The sequence below is a fragment of the Reyranella aquatilis genome (assembly GCF_020880995.1).
GTDB lineage: Bacteria > Pseudomonadota > Alphaproteobacteria > Reyranellales > Reyranellaceae > Reyranella > Reyranella aquatilis.
This window is the reverse complement of sequence record NZ_JAJISD010000001.1, coordinates 924,402-945,575: the sequence shown is the minus strand read 5'-3', so window position 1 is coordinate 945,575 and position 21,174 is coordinate 924,402. Positions and strand designations below refer to the sequence as shown.

Genomic DNA, 21,174 nt, shown 5'->3' with positions numbered 1-21,174 from the left:
GGAGAAGCTGACATGGCCACCAGCCTGATCCGTAGCCGCGCCGCCATCACGGGCACCAAGGACCGATTCACCTGGAACGAAGTTAAGGACGGCGCGGTGCTGCAGGAGGACGGCGTGATCGTCGCCGTCGGTACCTACGAAGACCTCCACGCCAAGCATCCGACGGTGCCGGTGATCGGCATGGGCAAGGAAATCCTGCTGCCGGGTTTCGTCAACGGCCATCACCATGTCGGCCTGACGCCCGTGCAGCTCGGTTCACCCGACATGCCGCTGGAACTCTGGTTCATCACCCGCATGGTGATCCGCAACGTCGACCTCTATCTCGACACGCTCTACTCGGCCTTCGAGATGATCGGCTCGGGCATCACGACCGTACAGCACATCCAGGGCTGGATGCCGGGTACGCTGCCTGACGTCGAGAAGCGGGCAAACGATACCATCCGGGCCTACGAAGACGTCGGCATGAGGGTCAGCTACTGCTACGCGGTGCGCGACCAGAACCGGCTCGTCTATCAGGCCGACGACGAGTTCGTCAGGAGCCTGCCGAAGGAACTGCAGGGGCCGATGCAGCGCTGGTTCGACCGGTTCAAGATGGGCCTCGACGATGCGATGGACATGTTCAAGTCCTTCCACTCGCAGCATCACAACAAGCGCCGGGTGAAGATCCAGCTGGCGCCGGCCAACCTGCACTGGTGCTCCGACACGGCGCTGACGAAGCTCAGCGAGGCCTCGGCCAAGTACAATGTCCCGATGCACATGCACCTGCTCGAAACCGCCTACCAGAAGGAATATGCCTGGCGGCGCGGCAACTGCACGGCGCTGGAATACATCGACCGCTTTGGCATGGTGAATGAGCGGCTGACCCTGGGCCATGGCGTGTGGCTGAACGAGAAAGATATCGACCGGCTGGCCGAGGCCAGGGGCTGCGTCTGCCACAATTGCTCGTCCAACTTCCGCCTGCGCTCGGGCGTGGCGGCGCTCAATCACTTCGAGAAGAAGGGCATCAATACCGCGATAGGTCTCGACGAGGCCGGCATCAACGACGACCGCGACATGCTGCAGGAGCTGAAGCTCGTTCTGCGCGCCCATCGCGTGCCGGGCATGGTCGAGGCCGACGTGCCGACCATGGCGCAGGTGCTACGGATGGCTACCGTGGGCGGCGCGAGGACGACGCCGTTCGGCGAGAGCATCGGTACGCTCGAGGTCGGGAAGGCGGCCGACATGGTGCTGATCGACTGGGAGAGCGTGGCCTATCCCTATCTCGACGAGATGACACCGACGCTCGACGCCGTGGTGCAGCGAGCCAAGCAGCAGGCCGTCACCATGACGATGTGCGACGGGGAGGTGATCTACAAGGACGGCACCTTCACCAAGGTTGACCGGACGGCGGCCCTGAAGGCCCTGCACGACGATCTCGGCAAGGCCCTGGCCGACGACGAGGTCGAGCGCCGGAAACTCTCGGTCGCCCTGCTGCCGCACGCCCGCAAGTTCTATGAGAACTACATGGACCCCTCGAAGCACCAGCCGTTCTACAGCCCGAGTTCACGGGTGTGACTTCTTCCTCATTTGTTCCGACGGCGCCGATCGAATCTGGATCGGCGCGATATGAATGCTCCGCTCCCGACCAGCATGCCCAGGATGACAAACGGCAGCGAAACGACCAGGGCCAACCCCATCCCGCCTGACGTGCCGCCCATCATCCACAAGGGTATCGAGATGAAAAGCGCGACGATGATGCCGACCAGTATGAGCAGCCCACCGGAGACTCCCGACAAGACACGCCAGCCCGTCAGATTCTCCTTCGGCGGGGCCGGTGGAGTAAGTGGTGTGCGGGAGTGCGGGCTGGGCATGTAGTCGACGGCTACGGGTGTCTCAGTTCGTGGTTAACCGAGCCATATAGAATCCGTCGATGCCGCCGCGGTCGGCCCACATGAAGGGGAGGGTGCGGACGTCCCCTCGCGGGGTGATCGCATCCTCGAGGCCGGGGAGCTCAGCCGGCGTGACGCGGATTCGCTTCACCTGCGGGTTCCTGACGAGGACGCCGTTGATCCGCTCGAAGCCTTCGTCCTCCTGCAGCGAGCAGACGGCGTAGACGAGCGTTCCGCCCGGCTTCAGCAGGCCGAGCGCGTGCACCAGCAGACGGTCCTGGGTCACGGTGAGGCGCGCCACGTCCTCCTCGTCCTTCAGCCAGGCGATGTCTGGATGGCGGCGCAACGTGCCGGTGCCGGAGCAGGGGGCGTCGAGCAGGATCGCGTCGAACTTCTCCCCGGGCGTCCACTTGCTGGCATCGGCCGTCACGAGATTGGCCGACAGGCCGGCGCGCGCGAGGTTGTCGCCGAGCCGCGCCATGCGGCGGGCCGAGATGTCGACCGCCGTCACCTGGGCGCCCGCAGCGCAGAGTTGCATCGTCTTGCCACCGGGAGCGGCACAGAGGTCGGCGACGCGCTTGTCCGTGATGTCACCCAGCAGCCGCACGGGGAGGGCCGCGGCGGCGTCCTGCACCCACCAGGTGCCCTCGGCGAAGCCGGGCAGCTCGGCAATGTGGCCGCCGCCCTTCCGGCGCAGCGTCCCGGTGGGCAGCTTCTCGGCCTCGAGCTGGACCGCCCAGTGGTCGGCATCCCGGCGGACGGTGAGGTCGAGCGGGGCCTCGTTGAGGTGCGCGGCGGCAATCGCTCGCGTCGTATCCTCGCCGTAGGCATGGATCCAGCTCTCCCACAGCCAGCGCGGCGTATTGAGCCGCGCGGGGTCCCGATCCACCAGAAGGGCGTCGCCGTCCCGCGAAATACGGCGCAGCACGGCGTTCACCAGGCCCTTGAGGTGATGCAGGCCGGCATCCTCGACCAGCCGCACCGAGGTATCGACGGCGGCATGCGGTGGCGTTCCCAGGAACATCAGCTGGGCGGCGCCGAGGCGCAGGACCTGGCGGCCGACCGCGTTGGCGCCCTCCAGCGGCTTGGTGATCAGGCCGGACAGCACACCCTCGATCTCGCCCAGGTGGCGCAGGGTGCTGGCCAGAAGCAGCCGCACGAAGGCACGGTCGCGCGGGTCGAGGGCGGCGAAGCCGCGGTGCTGGCCGAGCGCGTCGTCGAGTGGCTGGCCCTTGTCGAGGCAGGCCATCAGCACATCGACTGCGGCGCGGCGGGAGGCGAGGGGGGTGGCGTCCATCGTGCGGCGCTATAGCCGCCGCGAGCGCCGTTGTCATCGTCGCCCTGTCTCGGGCAGTGTGCCCGCCGAAAGGATTTCCTGCATGAAGAGCGTGAGTTCCTACCTCGGCGACTGGTGGCGGCTGGTCATTCCGTACTTCCGCTCCGAGGAGCGCTGGATCGCCATCGGACTGCTGGTCGGCGCGATCGTGCTCACCCTGGCGGCCGTGACGGTCAACGTCGCTTTCAGCGAGTGGAACAGGCGCTTCTACGACAGCCTCCAGAACAAGGACGAAGCCGCGTTCTGGACCGAGATGGGGAACTTCGGCTGGATCGCCGCACTGGCGATAGCCTTCGGCGTGGCGCGGGGACTGGTGAGCCCCTACCTGCGCCTGCGCTGGCGGCGGTGGCTGACCGGCCACTATCTCTCGCATTGGCTGGACGGCCGCGGCTACTACCGTATCGAACTCGAACGCAAGGTCGACAATGCCGACCAGCGCATCGCCGAGGATCTGCGGCTGCTCGGCTTCTACACCATGACCCTCCTGCTGGGACTGATCAGCGCCGTGGCGACACTCGTCTCGTTCCTGTTCATCCTGTGGCAGCTCTCGGGACCGATGTCGCTGTCCTTCATCGGCCTCGACGTGGTGATCCCCGGCTACATGGTCTGGGCGGCGCTGATCTATGCCTTCCTCGGCACCTGGCTCGCCAATCTGGTCGGCCGGCGACTGATCCCGCTCAACTTCCTGCAGCAGCGCTACGAGGCGAACTTCCGCTTTGGTTTGATGCGCGTGCGGGAGAACGCCGAGGGCATCGCGCTCTATCGCGGCGAGCCGCGCGAGAACGAGGTGCTCGAAGCCAAGTTCACCGACGTGTTCAACAACGCCTGGCGCGTGCTGGTGACCGAGATGCAGCTCGTCTTCTACCAGATCGGCTACGGCCAGCTCGCCATCATCTTCCCCTATATCGTGACGGCGCCGCGCTTCTTTGCCGGTGCGATCACGCTGGGCGTCGTAATGCAGACGGCCCAGGCCTTCGGCCAGGTCCAGACGGCGCTGTCCTTCTTCATCGACAACTACACCAACGTGGCCGAGCTGCGCGCCGTGATGGACCGCCTCAAGGGGCTGCAGGAGGCCATCGAGGAGAAGCCGGCGGAGAACATCGCTGTCGCTTCCGAGCCCGGCCGTGCCGATGTCGGCACCAGCGGCCTCGATCTGGCGCTGCCCAACGGCCAGACCCTGCTCAGGGATCTGAACCTCGTGCTGCCGAAAGGTAGTTCGACGCTGATCACCGGGACGAGCGGATCGGGCAAGAGCACGCTGTTCCGGGCGATGGCGGGCATCTGGCCCTTCGGGCGCGGCCGGATCCTGATCCCGGCTGGCGCGCGCGTACTGTTCCTGCCGCAGAAGCCGTACATCCCCATCGCCACCTTGCGCGATGCCGTGAAGTATCCGGACGAAAACTCCACAGCGAGCGATGCCGACATCGTGAGCGCTCTGGAGGCGGCCCGGCTCGGACATCTGGCGGGCCGCCTCGACGAGGAGGCGCATTGGAGCAACACGCTGTCCGGCGGCGAACAGCAGAGGCTCGCGATCGCGCGCGCGCTGGTGTTCAGGCCCGACTGGCTGTTCCTCGACGAGGCCACGGCCTCGCTCGACGAGGCCAACGAGGCGGCGGTGTACGGCGTGCTGAAGGAACGCCTGCCGGGCACGACGATGATCTCGATCGGCCACCGGCCGTCGTTGCGGCAATGGCACGAGCAAAAACTCGAGCTGAAGCGGGCGCCGGGCGAAACGGGAACGCTAAACGTCGTGACCTGAGGACCGCTCGATGGTGAGGCCGGGCACTCGCTCCAGGGCGTGCACGGCCTCTTCGATGGCGCGCGACTTCCAGGCGTCGCGCGCCCACCAGCCGCCGATGTCGATCGATGAGAAGCCGCCGCCGCGCGCCGGCTCGACGCTTGCGACCCTGACGCGCGTGGTATCAGGCCCTCCCAGCACGATCGTGCAGGCCGATGTCGACAGGTACCACCGTGTGCCTGCCGCATCGCTCCAGAGGGCGAAGCCGCGCTCGCCGAGTCCGTGCGCAATCGAATGTGGCGTGTCGAGCAGCTCGGGAGAATTGAGGCACCGGTTGGCGATGCGGAAGGGCTCATGGGCGTCGCTTGCCCGCACGTCGTAGCCGACGCTGAACCGGGCGATGCTGCCGGGTGACTGCGCAGCTTGCGCGACCGCGGCGTTGGCGGCCTGCCATTCGTCTATCCATGGCGCGGCAGCGGCTTCGAGATTGCCCCAACTGAGGTAGAGCAACCCGGCACTGTCGCCGAATCGACTGGTTCGCGCCGCCCCGAAGAGCGAGAGGCCGATCGGAATGCCGTCGGCCGTCCGCCAGGTCGCATGGAGCACGACATGGTCCGGCGAGCTTGCATAGGGCGAAAGCTCGTCGCGCTGGATCGTGTGCGGCGCTCCGAGGCGCATCACCAGCGGGGCGAACAGGTCGCGGGCGGGACTGGCCGTGGCGGCCAGCTCGTAGGTCACGGTCAGAACCGGCCGGTCGGGTCGTGGCGCCGAAGGCTCCGCCGAGCGGGTGGCGAAGCCGTAGGCCTCGTCGCAGGGCATCTGCCGGCTTGCGTAGCCTGTTCCTTCGAAGTCGCTGACCACGGAGTCGAAGCGCGTGCCCCACGGGAAGAAGCTGGCCTTGCCGAGGCGAAACCCTGTCGCAGTGTCGTCCATGAACTCAAGCCTACGCGATTTCAGGGCATGCCAGCTGAGAAAGAGAACTTGCCTACAGTGAAAGTATCGTTCATCAGAAGCCATGAGCAGATCAGCAGAACGCATCGCCGAGACGACCCGGGACATCGGCCGCCGGCTGCGGGCTGCGCGGACGGGCGCGGGCCTCACCCTGGCGCAGGTGGCCGGACGCGCCGGCGTCTCCGAGGGCTTCCTGTCGAAGCTCGAACGTGGGCAGGCGGCGGCCTCGATCGCCAATCTCATCCAGTTGGCCGATGCCCTGCGGCTGGGACTGCACGAACTCTTTCCCAACGAGGCGGCGCCGGCCAAGACCATGGTGGCGGTGCACCGGGCCAACGAGGGTGGGCTGCAGGAAGTGGCCGCGACCGGATATCGCTGGCGTCATCTGGGCGGCGGTGCACCGCTCGACCGCCTGGAGGTCTTCCATCTCGTCTTCCCGCGCGCCAAGGGCATGGAGGCCACCGTCTCCCATCCGGGGCAGGAGCATTGTTACGTGCTGTCGGGCGAGGTGCTGTTCTATGTCGGCGACGCGCAGTATCGCCTGAAGGCTGGTGACGGAATCCTGATCGATTCGCAGCAGCCCCATCGCGCCGAGAATGCCGGCCGCGGCCAGGCGGAGGTCTTGATGTCGGTGGCGAAGCCCGCCGACGCGGCCGAGGTGCCGGACTGGTGGCGCCTCTCGTCCGCAATCCCGAAGGAAGAAAAGCCAAAGGAGGAAAGCAAGCCATGAGCAAGCACGTTCCGGATACCGCAGCCGCCAATGCCGCCCTGGCGACCGCGCGTGAGGCGTCTCGCCGAGACCACAAGCCCTATCAGGTGCGCCATCTCGATGACGTCGAATGGGAGACGATCCGCTGGCCCGGCGAGACCGGCAAGATGCTGTTCCATCCGCGGCCGGAGGATCCGACGCAGCCCAACGCGGGAATCCTGCGGCTCGAACCGGGCGCCTGGCATCCCGAGCACTATCACGGCTTCGCGCAGGTCTGGCTCGTGCTGAAGGGAGACTTCACGATCGACGGCCGTACCTGCACGCCGGGCACCATGCTCTATCACCCCGATCCGCATTTCGAGGGCGCGTTCCGGACCGAGACCGGCGGCGAGATCCTGATCGTCCAGTACCCCGGCCCGACGACCGGCGAACGACCGATCTATGCCGGCCGCTTCAACATGGAGACCCGCAAGTCGGTCTCCGAGGAGCGCGTCGACCTTTAAGGGGCAGAGCGCGGTGCAGGCTTCCAGGAGCGGAGGACCAGCCAGCCGCCGAGGCCGAAGCCCAGCACGCTACCCAGCGGCAGGCCGACGGCGACACCGCCCATCGCAGCCGAGCCCTCGAACGAACCGCCGATCGCGGTGAAGAGGAGGCCGAGCCCCAGGGCCATCACGCCGGCGCCAATACAGGCGCCGACAAGGGCGGCCAGCAGGGCGACCAGCCAGCGGATCAGCGCAGGCTCGCGTTGATCTTGTCGAGTGCCGAGGTGCCCGGGCAGAGTTCGGGGGCATCCAGCGTGTTCAGCGGCACGTCGACCGTGTTGAGGTTGGCGTGCAGGTCGCTCGGCGTCGGATCGACGTAGAGGAGGCCGGTCACGACCTCGCCGGCATGCATGCCTTCCTGGATGCGCTTCATCGCCGAAACCTTGTCGGACGGATCGTAGTCCTCGCCGAGCTTGCGCAGGCGCAGGATCGAACCGTCATGCTGCTGCACGGTCTTCGTCGTGCCCGGGTCGTAGGAAGTGGTGATCTCCTCGCGGCCTTCGATGAAGTCGATGCGGTTCAGCGCCTCGTTGTGCTCGCGCACGTAATCGTAGCTCTTGGTCGAGCCGGCGTGGTTGTTGAAGGCCACGCAGGGGCTGATGACGTCGAGGAAGGCCGCACCCTTGTGCGCCATGGCCGCCTTGATCAGCGGCACGAGCTGGTGCTTGTCGCCCGAGAAGGAGCGACCGACGAAAGTGGCGCCCATCAGGATCGCGAGCGACACCATGTCGATCGAGGAGTCGGAGTTGGCGACCCCCTTCTTGCTGATCGAGCCCTTGTCGGCGGTGGCGGAGAACTGGCCCTTGGTCAGGCCGTACACGCCGTTGTTCATGACGATATAGGTCATGTTCACGCCGCGCCGCATGACATGGGCGAACTGGCCGAGGCCGATTGAGGCGGAATCGCCGTCGCCCGACACGCCCATGTAGATCAGGTCGCGGTTGGCCAGATTGGCGCCGGTCATCACCGAGGGCATGCGGCCGTGCACGGTGTTGAAGCCGTGGCTCGCACCCACGAAGTAGGTCGGCGCCTTCGACGAGCAGCCGATGCCCGAGAGCTTGGCGACCTGATGCGGCAGGATGTCGAGCTCGTAGCAGGCCTGGATGATCGCGGCGCTGATCGAATCGTGGCCGCAGCCGGCGCAGAGCGTCGAGACGGCGCCCTCGTAGTCGCGGCGGGTGTAGCCGGCCTTGTTCTTGACCAGCGAGGGGTGATGCAGACGGGGCTTGGCGATGTAGGTCATGACGCGGCCTTGTCGAACGAGACAACCTTGAACTGACCGAGCTTCTTGGCGATGTCGGTCGCGATGAAGCGCGCGGTGATCGGCGTGCCGTCATAGTGCAGGACGGGCACGATCTTGCGGGCGTCGAGCGTGTATTCGCTGAGCAGCATGGTGCGCAGCTGCGCGTCGCGGTTCTGCTCGACGACGAACACCCTGTCGTGTTCGTGGATGAAATCCTCGACGCTCTGGGCGAAGGGGAAGGACCGGACGCGCAGTGCGTTGACGTGATGGCCCTCGGCCTCGAGATGGTCGAGTGCCTCGTCCATCGCCGGGCTGGTCGAGCCGAAGTAGATCACGCCGAAGCGGGTGGGCTTGGGAGAGGAATAGCGCAGCGGCTGCGGCGCAATCTTCTTCGCGGTTTCCCACTTCTTCTGCAGCCGCTCCATGTTGCGCACATAGACCGGGCCTTCCTCGGAGTAGCGCGCGAACTCGTCCTTGGTCGTGCCGCGCGTGAAGTAGGAGCCCTTGGTCGGGTGCGTGCCCGGATAGGTGCGGTAGGGGATACCGTCGCCGTCGACGTCGAGGTAGCGGCCGAAGGTCTTGCCCGCCTCCAGTTCCTCGGCGGTCATCACCTTGCCGCGGTCGAGCACGCGGTTCTCGTCCCAGGCGAACGGCTTGCACAGGCGGTGGTTCATGCCGATGTCGAGGTCGGTCATGACGAACACCGGAGTCTGCAGCCGGTCGGCGAGGTCGAGCGCATCGGCGGTGAACTCGAAGCACTCGCGCGGATCCTCGGGGAACAGCAGCACGTGCTTGGTGTCGCCGTTGGAGGCGTAGGCGCAGCCCAGCAGGTCCGACTGCTGCGTGCGCGTCGGCATGCCGGTCGAGGGGCCACCGCGCTGGACGTTGACCAGCACCGCCGGCACTTCGGCGAAGTAGGCAAGGCCGATGAACTCGGTCATCAGCGAGATGCCGGGACCCGACGTGGCCGTGAAGGAGCGCGCGCCGTTCCAGGCGGCACCGATCACCATGCCGATCGAGGCGAGTTCATCCTCGGCCTGGACAATGGCGTACTTGGCCTTGCCGGTTTCCTTGTCGTGCCGGAACTTCTTGCAATGGCTCTGGAAGGCCTCGGCGAGAGACGAGGAGGGCGTGATGGGATACCAGGCGCAGACCGTGGCGCCGCCGTAGACGGCACCGAGCGCCGCGGCGCTGTTGCCCTCGACGAAGATGCGGTCGCCGACATTGTCGGCGTGGCGGACCTTCAGCTTCACCAGGTCGGGATCGATGTGCTGCTTCACCCAGTCGCGACCGAGGTTCATCGCCTTCACGTTGGAGTCGATCAGCTTTTCCTTGCCCTTGAACTGTTCGCTGAACAGCCGCTGGATCTGCTTCTCGTCGATATCGAGCAGCACCGAAAGCGCGCCGACATAGATGATGTTCTTGAACAGCTGGCGCTGGCGCGCGTCGGTGTAGGTGGCATTCGTGATCGCCGTCAGCGGCACGCCGATCACGTTGATGTCCTCGCGGAACATCGACGAGGGCATGGGCTTGGTCGAGTCATAGAACAGGTAGCCGCCGGGCGTGATCTCATTCACGTCCTCGGCCCAGGTCTGCGGGTTCATCGCGACCATCATGTCGACGCCGCCGCGCCGGCCGAGATAACCCTTCTCGGTGACGCGTACCTCGTACCAGGTCGGCAGGCCCTGGATGTTCGAGGGGAAGATGTTGCGCGGGCTGACGGGCACGCCCATGCGCAGGATCGAGCGGGCGAAGAGTTCGTTGGCCGAGGCCGATCCGGATCCGTTGACGTTCGCGAACTTGACGACGAAGTCGTTAACGGCGGCTATTGCTTGCGGCATGCTTGCTCCGCGTGGGTCATTTCGATGTAGTACTTGCGCATGTCCCATGCGCCGGTCGGACAGCGTTCGGCGCACAGCCCGCAATGCAGGCAGACGTCTTCGTCCTTGACCATGACGCGCTGGGTCTTGAGGCCGGCGCCGACATAGAGGTCCTGCGTCGGGTTCATCGCGGGCGCGGTGAGGCGCGTGCGCAGCTCCTTTTCCTCGCCGTTCTCGGTAAAGGTGATGCAGTCCATCGGGCAGATGTCGACGCACGCGTCGCACTCGATGCAAAGCTGGCCGCTGAACACCGTCTGGACGTCGCAGTTGAGGCAGCGTTGCGCCTCCTTGAAGGCGAGCTGCGGATCGAAGCCCAGTTCGACCTCGGCCATGATGTCCTTCAACGCTTCCTGCTTGGGACGATGCGGGACCTTGAGGCGATGGTCGATGGTGGGGGCGTTGTCATAGCTCCACTCGTGGATGCCCATCTTCTGGCTGGCGACGTTGACGCCCGGAGCGGGGCGCTCCTCGGGGTTTTCGCCGATCAGCATCTTGTGGATGGAGGTCGCGGCCTCGTGGCCGTGCGCTGCCGCCCAGATGATGTTCTTCGGACCGAACGCCGCGTCGCCGCCGAAGAACACCTTCGGATGCGTGCTGGCGAAGGTCTTCTCGTTGAGCTGCGGCAGGCCCCACTTGTCGAACTCGATGCCGGCGTCCTTCTCGATCCACGGAAAGGCATTCTCCTGGCCGATCGCGACCAGCACGTCGTCGCACTCGTAGAATTCGTCGGGCTCGCCCGACGGGACCAGCGAGCGGCGGCCCTTGTCGTCGTACTTGGCAACAACCTTCTCGAACAGCACGCCCTGGATCTTCCCGCCCTCGTGGCGGACTTCCTTCGGCACGAGCATGTTGAGGATCGGAATGTCCTCGCCGATCGCGTCTTCCTTTTCCCAGGGCGACGCCTTCATCTCGTCGAAGCCGGAGCGGACGATCACCTTCACGTCCTCGCCGCCGAGGCGGCGGGCGGTGCGGCAGCAGTCCATCGCGGTGTTGCCACCGCCCAGCACGATCACGCGCTTGCCGACCTTGTCGATATGACCGAACGAGACCGACGACAGCCAGTCGAGGCCGATATGGATGTTGGCCGCCGCTTCCTTGCGGCCGGGCACGTCGAGGTCGCGGCCGCGCGGCGCGCCGGAACCGACGAACACCGCGTCGTAGCCTTCGGCCAGCACGGCCTTCAGCGAATCCACCCGCTGGTGACGGAACTCGACGTTGCCGATGCCGGTGATGTAGCCGACTTCCTCGTCGATCACCGACTCGGGCAGGCGGAAGTGGGGAATCTGCGTGCGGATGAAGCCGCCGAGCTTGGGGTCCTGGTCGTAGATGACGATCTCGTAGCCCAACACCGCCAGGTCGCGCGCCACGGTGAGCGAGGAGGGGCCGCCGCCGATGCAGGCCACGCGCTTGCCGTTCTTCGCCGGCGCCTTGGGCATCCGCGCGGCGATGTCGTCGTCCTTGTAGTCGGCGGCGACGCGCTTCAGGCGGCAGATCGCGACCGGTTCCTTCTTGCCCTTCACGAGGTTCTCGTCCTCGACGCGACTGCGCCGGCAGGCTGGCTCGCAGGGGCGGTCGCAAGTCCGCCCGAGGATTCCCGGGAACACGTTGGACTTCCAGTTGATCATGTACGCGTCGGAATAGCGTCCGTGCGCGATCAGCCTGATGTACTCGGGGACGGGCGTATGGGCGGGACACGCCCATTGGCAATCGACGACCTTATGGAAGTAGTCGGGATTGGCGATATCTGTCGGCTTCAACATAAACTCCAGGCGGCGGCGGGAGCGCAGACACTCAGGTAAATGACGATTTAGATTACTCTAAAAGGGGCGCGCATTGGGGGATTATTACCGTCCAGCGTCAAGGGCTAACCATTTGCAACAACGTGCAAAATCCCCTCACAACACACAGGGCTTTTAGCGTGATGGCCGGTAAGCGCTGGGGGATACGCCGGACGCTCTGCGGAACATTGCGCTGAAGGCGCTGACACTGTCGTAACCCAAATCGAGCGCGACGTCGGTGACGGCCTCGCCGCCGCTCAGGCGGCCCATCGCTTCCAGCACGCGAGCCTGCTGGCGCCAGGCGCCGAACGTCAGGCCGGTCTCGGTCACGAACAGCCGGGCGAGGGTGCGCGGACTGGCATTCGCCCATCCCGCCCAGTCTTCGAGCGTCCGCTGGTCGCCGGGCGCCGCGAGCAGGGCCGAGCAGACCCTTTGCAGGCGCCGGTCGCGCGGCATTGGGAGGTGGAGCGGCAACGAGGGTTCGTGGTGCAGTTCATCGAGGATCAACGCCACGACGTGGCCGGCGGCGCCGCGCTCGTCGTAATGCACTGGCATTTCGGTCGCCCGTACGATCAGTTCGCGCAGCAGGGGGGAGATGTGCAGCACACGGCAGACGTCGGGCATGCCGGCGGCCGCATCCTGCCGCAGGTAAAGGGTGCGCATGGTCACGTCGCCCGACATTACGATCGAGTGCCGCACGCCCGGCGGCATCCAGAGCGCGCGTTGCGGCGGCACCACCCAAACCGCGTCCGCCGTGGAGACGCGCATCGTGCCGGCGGTGGCATAGATCAGCTGGGCCCGGCGGTGGCGATGCGGCGCGATCTCGTGGCCGTCGGCGAAATCCTTCGGCATCGCGGCTACGGCCCGCGGCACCTGCTGATAGTCTTCGGGATCGGTCGAGCGCCGGTCGGCTTGGCCATTTTGCGACATTGGTTGGCATTCTACCGCAAGACAGACAGGCCGCCCAAGCCTAGTCTTGCTTTCCTGGAGGAACCAACAAGATGAGCCACGGCAGTCCCACCTCGATCCTGCTCAACATCGGCCACGCCATGGATCACTGGATCCTCGTGGTCTTCGCCTATTCCTGGGGTGTCATCGCCGGGGTCTGGGGTGTCGAGTGGACCGAACTCACGCCCTTCAACTATGGGGCGCTCTTCATGTTCGGCGCCGGCTCGATCGTGAGCGGCCGCCTCGGCGACCATTGGGGTCGCTGGATCATGATGGTGATCTTCTTCGTCGGCATGGGCGTGTCGGCGCTCATCATCGCGCTGTGCACCAACAAGTGGCAGATCGGCGCGGCGCTGACCCTGATGGGCGCCTTCGCCTCGATCTATCACCCGGTCGGCATCCCGATGCTGGTGCAGAAGGCCAAGAATCCTGGCTTCACCATCGGCGTGAACGGCCTCGCCGGCAACATGGGCATCGCCATTGCGGCCGGCCTCTCGGTCTACATCGCCCAGCGTTTCGGCTGGCAGGCGGCGTTCATCATCCCGGGCGTCATCTGCCTCGTCTGCGCCGTCGCCTTCGTGGCGCTGGTGCCGCGCGAGGAAGAGGCGCCGGCCAAGCGCAAGGCCAAGATGCTCGACCTGCCGCCGTCGGTCATGGCGCGCGTATTCGCCATCATGACCTTCACCGCGGTGACCGGCAGCATCGTCTTCAACTTCACGACCAACGGCAACGGCGAGCTTCTGGCCAGCCGCGCCAAGAGCATCGCGCAGGATCCGGCGATGCTGGCGACGATGCTGTTCGTCATCTTCTCGCTGGCCTCGCTGGCGCAGCTCGTGGTCGGCAAGCTGATCGACCGCTACCCGCTGAAGAACATCTATCTGCCGATCGTGCTGCTACAGGTGCCGCTGTTCCTGATCGCCTCGCAGGTCGAGGGCTGGGCCCTGTTCCTGACCGCCATCGCCTTCATGCTGCTGGTGTTCGGCGCCATTCCGTTCACCGACGCGATGATCGTGCGGTACATCGACGATCGCATGCGCAGCCGGGTGACCGGCGTTCGCCTGGCGATCGGCTTCGGCGTCAGCTCCTTCGTCGTGGCACTGATCGGCCCGGCGGTGAAGGATGCGGGCTTCCCGGTCCTGCTCTCGGTCCTGGCGGGCGTGGCCTTCTGCTCCTTCCTCGCTCTGTCGATGCTGCCCAGCGAAAAGGACGTGCACGCCATCGGGGCCGCGCCCAAACCCGCCGAGTAGGCAGGCTGCGGGGAGAACCGGCGGGCGCGCCTGGATTGCGCGGCCGTCGCGCGTTTGCGATCCTGCCTCCCAAGAAACAGACCAAGGGTGGGATCATGCTCAAGAGACGCGCCGTGCTGGCGGGGGCCGCCGGCTGGACGATCGTCGGCGCTTCGGCGGTGCGTGCGCAGGCTTGGCCGAGCCAGCCCATCAAGATCGTCGTTCCCTACATTCCCGGCGGCGCCACCGACACGGCCGGCCGTATCGTCGCCGAGAAGATGGGCGCGCTGCTCGGCCAGCAGGTGATCGTCGAGAACAGGGGCGGCGGAAACACCATCATCGGCATGGAACTGGTGGCCAAGTCCAAGCCCGACGGCCACACGCTGCTGCTCGGCACGACGACGCTGGCGACCAACGCCGCGCTCGGGCTCAAGCAGCCCTACGATCCGCTGAAGGACTTCCAGCCGATCTCCACGGTGGCCGACATTCCCGACATGATCGCCGTCAACAAGAACGTGCCTGTGCGCAACTACGCCGAGTTCGTCGAATGGGTGAACAAGCAGCCCGAGAAGGTGCGCTACGGCACGTCGGGCGTCGGCAACCAGCCGCACCTGTGGGGCGAGCTGTTTCGCGCCCGCACCGGGCTCAAGATGGAGAATGTCGCCTACAAGGGCGTCGCCGATACGCTGCGCGACGTAATGGGCGGTCATGTGCCGGTCATCATCGATGTCGTGCTGCCGACCGGCAATCACGTCGCCGCGGGTCGCATGACCGGCATCGTCGTCGCCTCGGCGCAGCGCTCGACGATCTGCCCCGATGTGCCGACCGTCGCCGAGATCGGCATGAAGGACATGGAGAGCGCTGTTTTCTATGGCGTCGTGGCTCCCGCTGGCGTGCCGCGCCCGATCGTCGACCGGCTCAACGGGCTGGTGCAGCAGATCATCAAGGATCCCGAAGTCATCAAGAAGTACAACGACCTCGGATTCTTCATGACCGGCAGCACGCCGGAGGCCTATCTCGAGAAGCTCAAGTTTGAGACCGAGCGGTGGTCCAGGGTGGTCAAGGACAACAACATCAAGGTCGAGGGTTAGAGGGATCATGTTGAAGAGACGCGTCGTACTGGCGGGCGCCGCCGGCTGGACCATCGTCGGCGCTTCCGCCGTGCGGGCGCAGGCCTGGCCCAGCCAGCCGATCAGGCTGGTGGTCCCCTACGTCGCCGGCGGTTCGACCGACACGGCAGCCCGCATCGTCGCGGAAAAGCTGACCGGGCTGCTCGGCCAGCAGGTGGTCGTCGAGAACAAGGGCGGCGGCAACACGATCATCGGCATGGATGCCGTGGCCAAGGCAAAGCCCGACGGCAACACGCTGCTGCTGGGCGCGGCGACGATGGCGACCAACGTCGCGCTGGGCCTGAAGCAGCCGTTCGATCCGTTGAAGGATTTCCAGATGATCTCGACCCTGGTCGACATCCCGGATCTCCTGGCGATCGACGGCAAGGCTTTGCCGGCGAGGAACTACACCGAGTTCGCCGAATGGGTGAACAAGCAGCCGCAGCGCGTGCGCTACGCCACCTCCGGCATGGGCAACCAGCCGCATCTCTGGGGCGAACTGTTCCGCACGCGCAACAAGCTCAATCTCGAGAGCGTCAGCTACAAGGGCGCGGCCGACGCCCTGCGAGACGTGATGGGCGGTCACCTGCCGATCATGATCGACGTCGTGCTGCCGACCGGAACGCACGTTGCGGCAGGACGACTGACCGGTATCGCGGTCGCGTCGCCCGAGCGCTCGACCGTCTGCCCCGACGTACCGACGGTGGCCGAACTCGGCATGAAAGATCTGGAAAGTGCGGCCTTCTTCGGCCTCGTCGGTCCCGCCGGCCTGCCGGCGCAGATCATCGACAAGCTGAACGCGTTCTGTCTCGAGACCTTGAAGGATCCGGCCGTGAAGAAGCGGTTCGCGGAACTCGGCTTCTTCACCACCGGCAGCACGCCGCGGGCCTATCTCGATCGGGTCAGGTTCGAGACGGAGCGCTGGACGCGCGTGGTCAGGGAAAACAACATCAAGGTCGAGGGCTAGCAGCCATGGCGTCAGCGTCGGCAGTTCCGGTTCCTTCCTCCCATCTCGACGCCGCGCGCGACGCCGAACCCGCAACCAGGGCCGCAAATGCGGCGATGGCGGCAAAGCTGCCCTTCGCCGACACTGCAGACTTCGAGGCCGCGCAGCGCGGTCTCATCGCAACCGTGCCCGAAGGGCTCGTGCGCACAGGCGGCGGCACGGTCCTCTGGAACCTCGGCGAGTACGCTTTCATCGACGGCGAGCTGGCACCCAGCACCGTCAATCCCAGCCTGTGGCGCATGGCGCGGCTCAACCTCGCGAACGGCCTGTTCAAGGTCACGGAGCGCCTCTACCAGCTGCGCGGCTTCGACATCGCCAACCTGACGGTGATCGAGGGCGACAGCGGTCTCATCCTGATCGATCCGCTGACCACGGCAGAGGTCGCGCGGGCGGCGCTCGAACTCTACTACGCGCACCGGCCAAGAAAGCCCGTGGTCGCGGTGATCTACACCCACAGCCACATCGACCACTACGGCGGCGTCCGGGGCGTGGTCGACGAAGCCGACGTGAAGGCGGGCAAGGTCAAGGTGATAGCGCCGGCCGGCTTCATGGAGGCGATCTCCGGCGAGAACGTGCTGGCGGGAGCGCCGATGTCGCGCCGCGCCCAGTTCCAGTTCGGCACGATGCTGCCGCGCGGGGCGAGGGGACAGGTCGATGCCGGCCTCGGCAAGAGCGTGGCGCGTGGGACGCCCGGCCTCATCGCGCCGACGCAGTCGATCGCCAAGGCCGTCGAGACGCACACGATCGACGGCATCGAGATCGTCTTCCAACTGGCGCCGGAGACCGAGGCGCCGGCCGAGATGCACATGTTCTATCCGCAGCTCGGCGTACTCAACATGGCGGAGAATGCCTGTCCCTTGCTGCACAATTTCATCCCGCTCCGCGGGGCGGTGGCGCGCGATCCGCGCATCTGGGCCAAGTACATCGGCGATGCCATCGCGATGTACGGACCGAAGACGAAGGTGCTGATCGGTCAGCACCACTGGCCGACTTGGGACAGCGCGAAGATCATCGACTACCTCGAGGCGCAGCGCGATCTCTACAAGCACATCCATGACCAGACGCTGCGCTACATGAACCGCGGCTGGCGTCCGGCCGAGATCGCCGAGGCGATCGACCTGCCGCCGGGCCTTGCCGAGCGCTGGTCGGTGCGTGGCTACTACGGCTCGGTGAGTCACAACGTGAAGGCGGTCTATCAGCGTTATCTCTCCTGGTACGACGGCAACCCCTGCAACCTGCACCCGCTGCCGCCGGCACCCGCGGCGGCCAAGTTTGTCGAGTACATGGGCGGCGCCGCTGCGGTGATCGAGAAGGCGCGCGCCGACTTCGCCAAGGGCGAGTTCCGCTGGGTCGCTCAGGTGATGAAGGAGGTCGTCTACGCAGAGCCACAGAACAAGGAGGCTCGCGCGCTGTGCGCCGATGCGCTGGAGCAGATGGGGTACCAGGCCGAGTCGGCGACGTGGCGAAACGCCTTCCTCTACGGCGCACAGGAACTGCGCCATGGCGTCTTCCAGATGCCGGTCCGCCCCGGCATGGGGGCCGACACCCTCGCCGGCCTGACGAGCGACGTCTTCTTCGACCTGATGGCGATCCGTCTTGATGCCGCCAAGGCCGCGGGGCAATCGCTGGTCGTCAACTGGCGCTTCACCGATCGCAACGAGATGCTGGCGCTGACCCTGAAGCACAGCACGCTCACGCATCGCATGGGAGAGACGGCCGCCAATGCCGACGTGTCCGTCACGACGACGCGGGCCACCATGGACCAGATCGTGATGCGCAAGCTCACCATTCCCGATGCGCTGGCGAGCGGTGCGCTGAGACTCGAAGGGGAGATTCCCAAGCTGGCCGCGCTGTTCTCGATGATGGATCCCCCGACGGGAATGATGTTCGAGATTCTGACACCGGGAGAAGGTCGCTGACGCGAAACGCTTGACAGAACCTTCCGCGCACTCTGTGATGCGCGCAATAAATATCAAGAGTCTACGGGAGGGGAATATGCTCAAGCGTAAGGCTGTGCGCCTGTTGGGGGGCGTGGTTGCCGCGGTCGCGGCGTTGGGCATGGCGGTTTCCGCCCAAGCCCAGGAAAAGAAGATCAAGATCGGCGTCATCTACGATCTCACCGGGCCCCTGGCCGGAGGCGGGTCGGAGCTGCAGTACGTCGGTGCCAAGATCATGATCGACAACTTCATCAAGCAGGGTGGGGTCGAGGGCTACAAGATCGAGGCGATCTACGCCGACGCACAGAGCAAGCCGGACGTCGCCATCAACGAGGCGGTGCGCCTGATCGAGCAGGAGAAGGTCAATCTCGTCCTGGGGTTCTTCTCCTCGGCGCAATGCGTGCCCGTCGCGGCCCGCGTCGAGCAGCTCAAGAACTTCATGTGGATCACGACCTGCATTTCGACGGCCGTCGTCGAAAACAAGAACCTGAAGTACGTTTTCCGCCCGCAGGCCAGCGGCCAACAGTTCGGCCTGATGGCCGCCGACATGATCGAGAAGAACGCCAAGGCGAAGTTCGGCAAGGAGCCGAAGGACATGCGCGTGGCGATCATCCACGAGGATGGCTCGTACGGTGTCGACGTCGCCAAGGGCAACGAGGCGGGCTCCAAGAAGGCCGGCTTCAACATCGTCCTGAAGGAAGGGTATTCGGCGACCGCGCCCGACCTGTCGTCGCTGGTGACGAAGCTGAAGCGGGCCCGTCCCGACGTAATCTTCCACACCGGGTACAACCCCGACATCACGCTGTTCGCCCGGCAGGCGCGTGAACAGGGGCTGAAGTTCGGCGCCCTGGTCGGTCACGGCGCGGGCTACGGCGTCTACGAGAAGCTCAAGGAGGGCATGGGCAGCGATGTGAACTACGTGTTCAACATCGATCCGATCTCCATCTGGCTGGCCAACCAGTCGGCACTCGATCCGAAGCTGCCGCCTGTGATCAAGATGGTCGGCGAGGAGTTCGACAAGGTGAAGCCGGGCGTCGCGATCCGTTCGGCCCATGTCGGCATGGCCGCTTCCAATTCGTACGTGTTCTTCACCGAGGTGCTGCCGCGCGCGATCAAGAAGTACGGTGGCGTCGATCCGGAAGCGCTGCGCAAGGCGGCGCTCGAGGTCGATCTGCCGGAAGGCGGCACGATGCTGGGCTTCGGCGTGAAGTTCGCGGGCGAGGGCTCGCCGATCGCGGGCCAGAACGAGCGGTCCTTCCCGGTCATCATCCAATACGTCGACGACAAGTCGTACGTGGTGTGGCCGAAGAGCCAGCAGCAGCGTGAGCCGGTGCTGCCGCTACCCAAGACCTCGGGGTTCAGCAACCAGTAGGCCGCGGCCGCAACGAACGAGGGCGCGCCGTGCTGGTCGTCGATGGTCTGGTAAAGCGTTTCGGCGGCTTCACGGCCGTGAACAATGTGTCGTTCAAGGTCGATCAGGGCGAGATTCTCGGCCTGATCGGTCCGAACGGCTCGGGCAAGAGCACGATCTTCAACATGCTGTCGGGCACGTTCCCGCCCAGCGCGGGATCGATCAGGTTCGCCGGCACCGAGATCGCGGGCCTGCCGCCGCACCGCATCATCAACAGCGGCATCGGACGTACCTTCCAGATTCCGCGCCCGTTCCGCCGTCTTTCGATCTTCGAGAACGTGGCGCTGGCCGGCTATTACGGCCAAGGAAGCCATAGCCGGTCCAAGGCCGACGAGGCCGCCGAGCGGGCGCTTGCCATGGTCGGCCTGCCGACCGACCGCACGGCGAGTGTCGACGGTCTGGGCGCTGCGGGCCTGAAGAAGCTGGAACTCGCCAAGGCCATCGCCACGGGGCCGAAGCTGCTGCTGGCCGACGAGAGTCTGGGCGGTCTGGACGAGGCCGAGATGGACCAGGCCGCGGAGATGCTGCGCAAGATCCGCACCGAGCTCGGCATCACCATCATATGGGTCGAGCACATCATGGGTGTGCTCATGCGCGTCGTCGACCGCGTCATGGTGCTGGATCACGGCGAGAAGATCTCGGAGGGGCTGCCGAGCGCTGTGTCGCACGATCCCCGCGTCATCGAGGTGTATCTCGGCACCGACGCCCATGCCACGCAGGCCACCGCCGCGGCGGCCGCTGCCGCCGGCAGCGACCCGGCCCGGCGCTGACGGGGGCGGCGACATGCTCGAACTGAGATCGATCGATGCCGGCTATGGCAGGTTCCAGGCGCTTTTCGGCATCGACCTCGATGTGAAGGCGGGCGAGGCCGTGGGCGTCATCGGGCCCAACGGTGCGGGAAAGACGACCCTGATGCGGGTCATTTCCGGGTTGATCCGTCCGACCAAGGGCTCGATCAGCATGCAGGGCACCGACGTGCTCACCACCCCGGCGCACAGGATCGTAAGCCTCGGCATCGCGCACGTGCCGGAGAATCGCCGCCTTTTTCCGCGCCTGAGCGTCGAGGACAATTTGCGCATGGGCGCGTTCATGCCCGAGGCCCGCGCGCGCTACCGCGAGCGCATGGACTTCGTGTTCGACCTGTTCCCTCGAATGAAGGAGCGTCGCAACCAGCTGGCCGGCACCATGTCGGGCGGCGAGCAGCAGATGTGCGCCATCGGCCGCGCGCTGATGAGCGATCCCAAGCTTCTGCTGCTCGACGAGCCTTCGGCCGGACTGGCGCCAGTCGTGGTGCAGCAGGTCTTCGAGCTGGTGAAGCGCATCCGGGCCGGTGGCCTCACGGTTCTGATCGTCGAGCAGAATGTGCAGCAGGTGCTGCAGGTGGTGGATCGGGCCTATCTCCTGGAGGCCGGTTCGATCCGCGCCTCCGGCGCATCGGCCGATCTGCTGGCCGACGATTCCATCCGGCAAGCTTATCTCGGCGTGTAGGTGA

General features: G+C 65.9%; 18 protein-coding genes. 11 read left to right on the top strand and 7 right to left on the bottom strand.

Annotated elements, in window-relative coordinates; translation table 11 throughout:
* The first annotated feature begins 12 nt into the window (after positions 1-12).
* Complete coding sequence (locus LJ725_RS04605; protein ID WP_230549432.1) at positions 13-1,554, top strand: amidohydrolase family protein; 1,542 nt, start codon at positions 13-15, stop codon at positions 1,552-1,554.
* 318 nt (positions 1,555-1,872) lie between these two features.
* Here LJ725_RS04605 and LJ725_RS04600 read toward each other — a convergent pair whose 3' ends face one another.
* Positions 1,873-3,165 carry an RsmB/NOP family class I SAM-dependent RNA methyltransferase gene (locus LJ725_RS04600; protein WP_230549431.1) on the bottom strand — a complete coding sequence of 431 codons (1,293 nt, stop codon included), beginning with the start codon at positions 3,163-3,165 and terminating at the stop codon, positions 1,873-1,875.
* An 82-nt stretch (positions 3,166-3,247) separates the two neighbouring features.
* Here LJ725_RS04600 and LJ725_RS04595 point away from each other — a divergent pair, with 82 nt between their 5' ends.
* Positions 3,248-4,963, top strand: a complete 1,716-nt coding sequence (locus LJ725_RS04595; protein ID WP_230549430.1) for an ABC transporter ATP-binding protein/permease — start codon at positions 3,248-3,250, stop codon at positions 4,961-4,963.
* Here the strand turns inward: LJ725_RS04595 and LJ725_RS04590 are convergent.
* On the bottom strand, positions 4,946-5,875 hold the full coding sequence (locus tag LJ725_RS04590) for a hypothetical protein (RefSeq protein WP_230549429.1): 930 nt from the start codon (positions 5,873-5,875) through the stop codon (positions 4,946-4,948). The two genes, LJ725_RS04595 and LJ725_RS04590, sit on opposite strands and share 18 nt — an antisense overlap.
* A gap of 82 nt (positions 5,876-5,957) precedes the next feature.
* On the opposite strand from LJ725_RS04590, the gene LJ725_RS04585 reads away from it, so the two are divergent.
* Together LJ725_RS04585 and LJ725_RS04580 are read left to right on the top strand one after the other, a co-directional pair.
* Positions 5,958-6,623 carry a helix-turn-helix domain-containing protein gene (locus LJ725_RS04585; protein ID WP_230549428.1) on the top strand — a complete coding sequence of 222 codons (666 nt, stop codon included), beginning with the start codon at positions 5,958-5,960 and terminating at the stop codon, positions 6,621-6,623.
* Positions 6,620-7,105: a cupin domain-containing protein gene (locus LJ725_RS04580; RefSeq protein ID WP_230549427.1), complete on the top strand. Its 486-nt coding sequence runs from the start codon at positions 6,620-6,622 to the stop codon at positions 7,103-7,105. Before LJ725_RS04585 ends, LJ725_RS04580 begins: the two co-directional genes overlap by 4 nt.
* Here LJ725_RS04580 and LJ725_RS04575 read toward each other — a convergent pair.
* The 5 genes from LJ725_RS04575 to LJ725_RS04555 form a co-directional block, all read right to left on the bottom strand.
* On the bottom strand, positions 7,102-7,272 hold the full coding sequence (locus tag LJ725_RS04575) for a hypothetical protein (RefSeq protein WP_230549426.1): 171 nt from the start codon (positions 7,270-7,272) through the stop codon (positions 7,102-7,104). The two genes, LJ725_RS04580 and LJ725_RS04575, sit on opposite strands and share 4 nt — an antisense overlap.
* A 59-nt stretch (positions 7,273-7,331) precedes the next feature.
* Positions 7,332-8,387, bottom strand: coding sequence for a 2-oxoacid:ferredoxin oxidoreductase subunit beta (locus LJ725_RS04570; protein WP_230549425.1), 1,056 nt, complete (start codon positions 8,385-8,387; stop codon positions 7,332-7,334).
* Positions 8,384-10,228, bottom strand: a complete 1,845-nt coding sequence (locus LJ725_RS04565) for a 2-oxoacid:acceptor oxidoreductase subunit alpha (RefSeq protein ID WP_230549424.1) — start codon at positions 10,226-10,228, stop codon at positions 8,384-8,386. The genes LJ725_RS04570 and LJ725_RS04565 overlap by 4 nt, the downstream gene beginning before the upstream one ends.
* Positions 10,213-12,024, bottom strand: a complete 1,812-nt coding sequence (locus tag LJ725_RS04560; protein ID WP_230549423.1) for an FAD-dependent oxidoreductase — start codon at positions 12,022-12,024, stop codon at positions 10,213-10,215. The genes LJ725_RS04565 and LJ725_RS04560 overlap by 16 nt, the downstream gene beginning before the upstream one ends.
* A 156-nt stretch (positions 12,025-12,180) precedes the next feature.
* A complete protein-coding gene (locus LJ725_RS04555) occupies positions 12,181-12,975 on the bottom strand; it encodes an AraC family transcriptional regulator (protein ID WP_230549422.1) in 795 nt (264 codons plus the stop codon).
* A gap of 71 nt (positions 12,976-13,046) precedes the next feature.
* Between LJ725_RS04555 and LJ725_RS04550 the strand changes: the two genes are divergently transcribed.
* The 7 genes from LJ725_RS04550 to LJ725_RS04520 all read left to right on the top strand — a co-directional run bounded on the left by LJ725_RS04550 (position 13,047) and on the right by LJ725_RS04520 (position 21,170).
* Complete coding sequence (locus LJ725_RS04550) at positions 13,047-14,240, top strand: MFS transporter (RefSeq protein WP_230549421.1); 1,194 nt, start codon at positions 13,047-13,049, stop codon at positions 14,238-14,240.
* Between the two features lie 95 nt (positions 14,241-14,335).
* A complete protein-coding gene (locus LJ725_RS04545) occupies positions 14,336-15,310 on the top strand; it encodes a Bug family tripartite tricarboxylate transporter substrate binding protein (protein WP_230549420.1) in 975 nt (324 codons plus the stop codon).
* 7 nt (positions 15,311-15,317) lie between these two features.
* The gene (locus LJ725_RS04540; RefSeq protein ID WP_230549419.1) at positions 15,318-16,295 is read left to right on the top strand and encodes a Bug family tripartite tricarboxylate transporter substrate binding protein; all 978 of its coding nucleotides are present in this window, start codon (positions 15,318-15,320) and stop codon (positions 16,293-16,295) included.
* 5 nt (positions 16,296-16,300) lie between these two features.
* A complete protein-coding gene (locus tag LJ725_RS04535; RefSeq protein ID WP_230549418.1) occupies positions 16,301-18,253 on the top strand; it encodes an alkyl/aryl-sulfatase in 1,953 nt (650 codons plus the stop codon).
* Positions 18,254-18,329: 76 nt separating this feature from the next.
* The gene (locus LJ725_RS04530) at positions 18,330-19,643 is read left to right on the top strand and encodes an ABC transporter substrate-binding protein (RefSeq protein WP_230549417.1); all 1,314 of its coding nucleotides are present in this window, start codon (positions 18,330-18,332) and stop codon (positions 19,641-19,643) included.
* Positions 19,644-19,672: 29 nt separating this feature from the next.
* Positions 19,673-20,452: an ABC transporter ATP-binding protein gene (locus tag LJ725_RS04525; RefSeq protein ID WP_230549416.1), complete on the top strand. Its 780-nt coding sequence runs from the start codon at positions 19,673-19,675 to the stop codon at positions 20,450-20,452.
* A gap of 13 nt (positions 20,453-20,465) precedes the next feature.
* On the top strand, positions 20,466-21,170 hold the full coding sequence (locus LJ725_RS04520; RefSeq protein WP_230549415.1) for an ABC transporter ATP-binding protein: 705 nt from the start codon (positions 20,466-20,468) through the stop codon (positions 21,168-21,170).
* Positions 21,171-21,174: the final 4 nt, after the last annotated feature.